The 6,602-nt window shown below is 39.9% G+C and carries 11 protein-coding genes and 1 pseudogene; 3 read left to right on the top strand and 9 right to left on the bottom strand.

The window, feature by feature from the left end; genetic code table 11:
• A partial coding sequence (locus P8M52_RS05745; RefSeq protein ID WP_300308629.1) for a heme-binding protein occupies positions 1–319 on the top strand: 319 nt, incomplete at its 5' end.
• A gap of 73 nt (positions 320–392) precedes the next feature.
• Here P8M52_RS05745 and P8M52_RS05740 read toward each other — a convergent pair.
• From P8M52_RS05740 to P8M52_RS05730, 3 genes are read right to left on the bottom strand one after another with little or no spacing between them, the layout of a single operon-like run.
• Positions 393–641 (bottom strand): hypothetical protein, encoded by a 249-nt coding sequence (locus P8M52_RS05740; RefSeq protein WP_300308626.1) that lies wholly within the window; start codon positions 639–641, stop codon positions 393–395.
• A 19-nt stretch (positions 642–660) separates the two neighbouring features.
• A complete protein-coding gene (gene djlA, locus P8M52_RS05735) occupies positions 661–1,440 on the bottom strand; it encodes a co-chaperone DjlA (protein ID WP_300308623.1) in 780 nt (259 codons plus the stop codon).
• Positions 1,441–1,455: 15 nt separating this feature from the next.
• Positions 1,456–2,760 carry a DEAD/DEAH box helicase gene (locus P8M52_RS05730; protein WP_300308618.1) on the bottom strand — a complete coding sequence of 435 codons (1,305 nt, stop codon included), beginning with the start codon at positions 2,758–2,760 and terminating at the stop codon, positions 1,456–1,458.
• 68 nt (positions 2,761–2,828) lie between these two features.
• Here P8M52_RS05730 and P8M52_RS05725 point away from each other — a divergent pair, with 68 nt between their 5' ends.
• Together P8M52_RS05725 and P8M52_RS05720 are read left to right on the top strand one after the other, a co-directional pair.
• Positions 2,829–3,005 (top strand): DUF1289 domain-containing protein, encoded by a 177-nt coding sequence (locus P8M52_RS05725; protein ID WP_300308615.1) that lies wholly within the window; start codon positions 2,829–2,831, stop codon positions 3,003–3,005.
• Positions 2,998–3,189 (top strand): CPXCG motif-containing cysteine-rich protein, encoded by a 192-nt coding sequence (locus P8M52_RS05720; protein ID WP_300308612.1) that lies wholly within the window; start codon positions 2,998–3,000, stop codon positions 3,187–3,189. Before P8M52_RS05725 ends, P8M52_RS05720 begins: the two co-directional genes overlap by 8 nt.
• A 3-nt stretch (positions 3,190–3,192) precedes the next feature.
• On the opposite strand, the gene P8M52_RS05715 is transcribed toward P8M52_RS05720, so the two are convergent.
• The 6 genes and pseudogenes from P8M52_RS05715 to P8M52_RS05690 all read right to left on the bottom strand — a co-directional run.
• On the bottom strand, positions 3,193–3,423 hold the full coding sequence (locus P8M52_RS05715) for a BolA/IbaG family iron-sulfur metabolism protein (protein WP_300308609.1): 231 nt from the start codon (positions 3,421–3,423) through the stop codon (positions 3,193–3,195).
• Between the two features lie 2 nt (positions 3,424–3,425).
• A complete protein-coding gene (locus P8M52_RS05710; protein ID WP_300308606.1) occupies positions 3,426–4,694 on the bottom strand; it encodes an inorganic phosphate transporter in 1,269 nt (422 codons plus the stop codon).
• A gap of 17 nt (positions 4,695–4,711) precedes the next feature.
• Positions 4,712–5,389 (bottom strand): TIGR00153 family protein, encoded by a 678-nt coding sequence (locus P8M52_RS05705; RefSeq protein ID WP_300308603.1) that lies wholly within the window; start codon positions 5,387–5,389, stop codon positions 4,712–4,714.
• Between the two features lie 84 nt (positions 5,390–5,473).
• Positions 5,474–5,641, bottom strand: a complete 168-nt coding sequence (ccoS, locus tag P8M52_RS05700; RefSeq protein ID WP_300308601.1) for a cbb3-type cytochrome oxidase assembly protein CcoS — start codon at positions 5,639–5,641, stop codon at positions 5,474–5,476.
• Between the two features lie 40 nt (positions 5,642–5,681).
• Entirely contained in the window at positions 5,682–6,368 is a 687-nt protein-coding gene (locus P8M52_RS05695; protein ID WP_300308598.1) for an MIP family channel protein, read from the bottom strand.
• 10 nt (positions 6,369–6,378) lie between these two features.
• Positions 6,379–6,602, bottom strand: a pseudogene (locus P8M52_RS05690) (LysE family translocator); the annotation flags it as partial.

Below are 6,602 nucleotides of genomic sequence, written 5' to 3'. Positions count from 1 at the left end.
TGCGCCAGTCACTCAGCAAAAATCAGAAAACGGGTGGATTGTTCGCTTTATAATGCCAGCTGAGCATTCATTAGGCACTTTGCCAAAACCAGAAAATTCTGCAGTTAAAATTAAAAAAATTGATCAAAAGAAATTTGTTGTCATTAAATTTTCAGGCTTATCCTCAGAGGACAATATTAAGCAACATGAATTAAAATTAACGCAATACATATTAGATAACGACCTGAGAACTCAGGATAGTCCTATTTATGCGTTTTACAACCCACCATGGACATTGCCATTTTTACGTCGAAATGAAATACTAATCGAACTGGATTAATTAAACCTTGCCTCTAATCAAATAAACAACAATCGCAATTATAAAACCAAGGATAACCAATTCAAACATCAGTTTAATCGTTGATTGAATAACAAGCTACACCACCTTTTTTTGAGCCTGCTGCAAACATACAGCGTGTGTTTGGATTGTCTGCCGGAATCCACTCATACACACGAATATTCCAACCTGCTGTTTCTATCAAATATTCAGCACTTGGCTTAATCGTTTCAGCGCCCAGGGTGGTTACTTTTTCCCAGAGTCCAGCTTGGACCGATGCAGATAAGATTAGCATTGAAACAAATGCAATTAAATTAGATCTCATATTTTTCCTATTTTTTAATTTAGCGCCTTCCACGATGTTTCTTAATCAACTCGTACGCACTGATGATTTCTTGAGTTTTTTCTTTGGCGATTATCATCATTTCCTCTGGCAGGCCTTTAGCTACCAACTTGTCTGGATGATGCTGAGCTAACAATCGACGATAAGCGCGTTTTAATTCTTTATCGGTTACGCTTTTATCCACACCCAACACAACATAAGCATCATTAACTGTTAGCTTGTCAGCATGGTTACTAGTCACAGCAAATTTCTGAATTAAATCATCTAACTCATGACTAGGAAAATGTAGCTTTTGCGCAATATATCTAAGCGCCTCATGCTCGTTATGATCGAGCACACCATCAGCATAAGCAGCTTGGATTTGAATCTCTAAGAACATACGTACTAAGTGCGTACGCCTGTGACTCTCAAGACGAAATTGCTCGAGCACTTCATCCAGGTTGAAATCTGCTTGCTTGCCTTGATTAAACAACTCTTTTGCAACTGTTTGCATGTCATCTGCCAACTGCATATGTTGCATAACCTGTTGTGCTAAGAGAATTTCAGCTCTTGAAACCTTGCCATCAACTTTGGCAATATAACCCATAACAGAAAACAAACTACTAAAAAATGCCGCCTGAACACGCTGCTGGTCACCTATATGATAATTTTTATCAAAGCCACCAAAACTGGACTTATTTTTAGATAAGTTACCTGCAAAAGCTACCCCAAGCATGGCACCTAATGGTCCGCCCAGTACAAAGCCAAACGCGCCACCTAAAACTGTCGTCCACCAACTCATAATAATTATCCTCGCTTATTGAGAAGGTTTTTTCTTAGGTTTGTTACCCCAAAAACCTTTTTTCTTTTTAGTTTTGTTTTCAGCTGAATTACTATCTTTTCCATATCTTGGCTTGTTGCGAGGCTTGCTCTTTTTAGGCTTTTTATTTTTTGGAGAGGGCATATTTTTTGGCGAATCAGGTACATTATGATCCGGAGTAAAATCATCTACCATAATCCGCTCAAGTTTCTTTTGAGTGAGACGCTCAATATCAAATAACTGCTTGGCTTCATCTGCACTGACCAACGAAACAGCTTCGCCTTTTGCGCCCGCTCTACCGGTACGACCAATACGATGAACATAATCTTCAGGTACATGCGGTAAGTCAAAATTAACTACGTGCGGCAAATCAGAAATATCGATACCACGAGCAGCAATATCAGTTGCCACCAATACATTAACCTTACCAGCCTTAAAATCAGCCAAAGCTCGCGTTCTTGCTGCTTGGGATTTATTGCCATGAATGGCCGCAGCGCTAATGCCTTTTTTACCCAACTGAGTCGCAATTTTATTTGCACCATGCTTAGTACGGCTGAATACCAAAACTTGATACCAGCCATGGTCTTTAATTAGCTTGGTTAGCAAGGCTTGTTTTTTCGATTTATCTACTGGATGTATCCATTGCTTAACCGATTTAACGGTTGAATTTCTGGGTGTTACTGAAATCTCAACCGGATTATGAACTAACGATTTTGCCAATTTTCTAATCTCATCAGAAAAAGTTGCAGAAAACATTAAAGTTTGTCTATTTGTAGGCAGGATCTTTAAAATTCTTTTAATATCGTGAATAAATCCCATATCTAGCATTCGATCTGCCTCATCAAACACAATAATTTCGAGTTGATCAAATTTCACTGCATTCTGCGAATACAAGTCCAATAGTCGCCCTGGTGTTGCCACTAAAATATCAACGCCACTGCGTAATTTCTGCATTTGTGGATTAATCTTAACGCCGCCAAAAACGACGGTTGATTTGAGTGGTAAGTGCTTGCCGTAAGTACTAACACTATCTTGCACTTGAGCAGCCAGCTCTCGAGTGGGTGTTAATATCAGTGTGCGCACTTGATTCGATTTGGTTGCTTGTCCTTGTGACAATAATTGCAATATTGGCAAAGTGAATCCAGCGGTTTTTCCCGTACCTGTTTGCGCTGCTGCCATAACATCTTTACCTTCAAGAATCAGCGGAATGGCCTTCTCCTGAATGGGAGAGGGTTTGTCGTAGCCTTTCTTCTTAACGGCCTCTAGAATTGATTCAGATAACCCTAATTGAGTAAATGCCATAATATTGATCTTATAATATAAAGCTGCCTATTTTACCTCCACCTACCTAGACAATCTATAATACTTATATGGATGATTACAAAGCTATAAAAAGCCCCTGCGTTGGAATATGCAAATATAACAAAGACAACTATTGTGTTGGCTGCAAACGTCATAGTGACGAAATTAGTGGATGGACTAATTACTCAGATGAGGTTAGAAAAGCCATTATGAAAGACTTAACAGAAAGGCGTATCGATGTATGAAATACAGACCCATTCAATTAACTGCCCCTATTGTGGGGAAGTTATTGAAATTGAAGTGGATTGTTCAGAGCCTGAGCAAAGCTATATAGAGGATTGCTCTGTCTGTTGTAGGCCAATCAATATAAGCGTTACAATTGATTTTGATGAACAAATTCATGTGTCGGCAACACATGAAAATGAATGATGGCTAAGCCATCTCTTCTGGTGTTCTTGCCTTAATACTTAGCGCATGTAACTCGCCCGAGTCAATCTCTGCACGCACCACTGCTAGCACCATTTTCTGTCTAGCTAGCAATGACATGCCCTCAAAGTTAGACGATACCACTAATGTTGAGCAATTGCAGCCATCACCCTCCATGGTTACTGTTGCATTCTCGATACCCTGCTCTAACTTGGCTTGAATTTCATCTATAGTCATAATTACGCTCCGAACATGCCCTTAAGCATAAAGAAAAATATGATTGACATTAACGCGCCTGCTGGCAATGTTACTAGCCAAGAAAGGAAAATTTTATTAATCATTCGAGTATCTAGTGCTGCCATACCTCTTGCTAGTCCAACACCAAGCACAGCACCCACTAATACTTGTGTAGTGGAAACAGGAAGACCTGTTCCTGATGCAATTACCACAGTTGCAGCTGCCGCAAGAGTGGCTGCAAAACCACGCGAAGGTGTCAGCTGGGTAATGCCAGTACCTACAGTTGCAATTACCTTGTGGCCATAAGTCACCAAACCAAAAACAATACCACCACCACCAACAAGTAATACCCAAATTGGTAAGGCACTCTTGGAACCAATCATTCCGCCACTTTCAATCACGCCATAAATAGCTGCCAAGGGACCAATTGCATTAGCAACATCATTGGATCCATGAGCAAAAGCCATGGCTGCTGCAGTAATAATCATCAGTACACTGAAAATTCTTTCCATTGAAGTAAAATGGAACTCTTCATTTTCACTTGGGTCAATGTGAATGCGTCTAATAATAATTGTACCCACCAATGTCACAAGCAAGCCAAAGCCAAATGCGAGCATATAACTTGTAGCCAAATCGTACTCTAGACCAACATGCTTAAGGCCTTTGAAAATTGTAACCAAAGAGATAACAAAACCCACTAAGAACATATAAAAAGGCACGTATCTCTTAGCATTGTCGAATGGATGCTTGGTGTCAATAATAAAGTTCTGTAAACTTCTAAAAAGCATAAAAGCAATCGTACCTGCTAAGATTGGAGACACGATCCAACTCATGGCGATATTACCAACCTTGCTCCAAGCAACAGCATCAACACCAACGCCTACCGCACCAAAACCAACAATTGCACCAACAATTGAGTGTGTCGTTGATACTGGCCAGCCAAAATTAGAGGCAATCATGAGCCAAGTTCCTGCGGCTAATAACGAAGCTAACATGCCATATACCAATAAGTGCGGGCTGTCAGTAAAAACATTCGCATCCAAGATGCCTTTACGGATGGTTGCTGTTACTTCACCACCAGCCAAAATGGCGCCTGCAAACTCAAATATAACCGCGATAATAATCGCCTGCTTAATTGTAATTGCACCAGATCCTACCGACGTTCCCATAGCGTTTGCTACGTCATTAGCGCCCACGCCCCATGCCATAAACAAGCCAAACACAACCGCAAGAACTAATAAAATTTCGCCGTAATTTTCAATAATTTCCATTTTAGTCTCCTAACAGTCTACTTAGCAAGTAGCACTTCAAGTCGAGAGCCAACTTTTTGTGCAGCATCTGCCAGTTCACCTAACCACTCAACAGCGCGATAATAAAACATGACGTCTACCGGCGGCAAGTCTGCTTCCAATGGAAATAATTTAGCTCGAATAACGTGTTGAATTTTGTCTGACTGACTTTCTAAGCTATTAATTTCACTAATAATTGAACCAACCACTTTACGCTCACGATTACCAAAAGCGGTTTCTAATAACTCATCTAGCTCATTGACCGCTTTGAGCGCTGTCGCTGAGGTTTTAATACAAACGTCAGTTAGCTCGATCATATCGTCAGAAATCTCATTTGGTAGCGTCATCTTTCTATTGATCATCAAGCCTGATACGTCTTTAGCAAGATTGGCAATTGAATCTTGAATAAGTAACAAATCAAGCAAATCACGACGAGAAAACGGCATCATGAACGTTGATGGCAAGCTTAAACGAAGTTTTTTCTTAAGTGCATCAGCCTCGCCTTCTTTATCGCCAATTAAAGATCTGATGGCTTCAGCCTCATCCCAATTTTGGGCATGAATAGCTACCATAAATCCTTTTAACTCAGAAATACACGAATGTACACTACTCATATGCTGTTGTAGTGGGCTAATTGGTGATTTTCCAAACAAGCCATCAATAATACTTTTTGCCATATTGCTTATCCTACCTACTTATTAGTTCTATATTTAATTGCGAATTATCTATAAAGAGTGACTTATGTCAAGCCCAATCTGCGTCTATTTTTTCTTGTTGGATTGATTGTCAACCTCTTCGTCAAACAGTATTCTTTGACCTTCGCCTTCTAAATCATCATACTGACCACTCTTGACACCCATCATTAAGAGAATCACTAGCACGACACCTACAAAGATCATGCTTGGGATTAGCCAGTAAATTACATCCATTTAGAATTACGCTTAGGGTTTATTATCATGGCTTGGTATTTTACGCTTCACACTCGTCTGAATGCTGGCACTTAATCAGCTTAACAAATACAATGGCTGCCAATACAGCCCCAAAAATCGTAGCAATAATATAAATCCACAAATTTTCTAAATTACCGCTAACTATTGCCGGCCCAATAGAGCGTGCTGGATTCATACTAGCACCAGTAATCGGCCCGGCAAACATAGCCTCTAGCCCCACTGTGAAGCCAATTGCAATACCGGCAAAATCTTTAATGGCCTTGCCATGCACAGCGGATGCGCTAATGACCAACATTAAGATAAACGTTAAGATAAATTCAAAGCCAAATGCCTGAAATTCAGACCCATGTGGCAGTGTTGCCCCTAAATATGCAGCTTGCTGCATAGATGAGATGTCCTCTAATAACAAAAAATACAAACTATAGCTGGCTAGAATGGCGCCCAACACTTGTGCTGCGATATAAGGTATGACTTTATATTTTTCAAACTCGCCCATAACCCAAAAAGCAATACTGACAGCTGGATTAAAATGAGCGCCAGAAATATGAGCAAAACTGTAAATCAGTGCCACAATAACGAATCCGAAAGTAATTGCAATTCCAGTGTGGCCCGGCTCACCCATTAAAGCGCCAATAGTCATGGCACCAGTGCCAGCAAACACCATAATATAAGTTCCTAGAAATTCTGCAATTAAACTTTTTTTCATGGAGTGTATTTTAATATAAACCGACAAATATTCCAACAAGCATCATTGTAATCCCTGTAGCTTTATTAACTCGTTGAATAACAATTGGGTTTTCGATTGATTTTCTCAGCTTTAGGCCTAATACATTAGCCAGACTAAGTACAAAAAACACAGTCAGCCCAACGACAACAATAACTTCAATTTCAGTTGCTAGAGTTAAATGCTTTAAGTCGATAAAAATAGGTAAGAAAGAAA

Source organism: Candidatus Thioglobus sp., assembly GCF_029243085.1.
Taxonomy (GTDB): domain Bacteria; phylum Pseudomonadota; class Gammaproteobacteria; order PS1; family Pseudothioglobaceae; genus Thioglobus_A.
This window is presented reverse-complemented; position numbering and strand designations above follow the sequence as displayed.

Coding starts and splice junctions, on each gene's coding strand:
- P8M52_RS05710 (WP_300308606.1), bottom strand. CDS start 4,694: ATGGAAATTATTGAAAATTACGGCGAAATTTTATTAGTTCTTGCGGTT.
- P8M52_RS05730 (WP_300308618.1), bottom strand. CDS start 2,760: ATGGCATTTACTCAATTAGGGTTATCTGAATCAATTCTAGAGGCCGTT.
- P8M52_RS05720 (WP_300308612.1), top strand. CDS start 2,998: ATGTATGAAATACAGACCCATTCAATTAACTGCCCCTATTGTGGGGAA.
- P8M52_RS05705 (WP_300308603.1), bottom strand. CDS start 5,389: ATGGCAAAAAGTATTATTGATGGCTTGTTTGGAAAATCACCAATTAGC.
- P8M52_RS05695 (WP_300308598.1), bottom strand. CDS start 6,368: ATGAAAAAAAGTTTAATTGCAGAATTTCTAGGAACTTATATTATGGTG.
- P8M52_RS05715 (WP_300308609.1), bottom strand. CDS start 3,423: ATGACTATAGATGAAATTCAAGCCAAGTTAGAGCAGGGTATCGAGAAT.
- P8M52_RS05725 (WP_300308615.1), top strand. CDS start 2,829: ATGGATGATTACAAAGCTATAAAAAGCCCCTGCGTTGGAATATGCAAA.
- P8M52_RS05740 (WP_300308626.1), bottom strand. CDS start 641: ATGAGATCTAATTTAATTGCATTTGTTTCAATGCTAATCTTATCTGCA.
- ccoS (WP_300308601.1), bottom strand. CDS start 5,641: ATGGATGTAATTTACTGGCTAATCCCAAGCATGATCTTTGTAGGTGTC.
- djlA (WP_300308623.1), bottom strand. CDS start 1,440: ATGAGTTGGTGGACGACAGTTTTAGGTGGCGCGTTTGGCTTTGTACTG.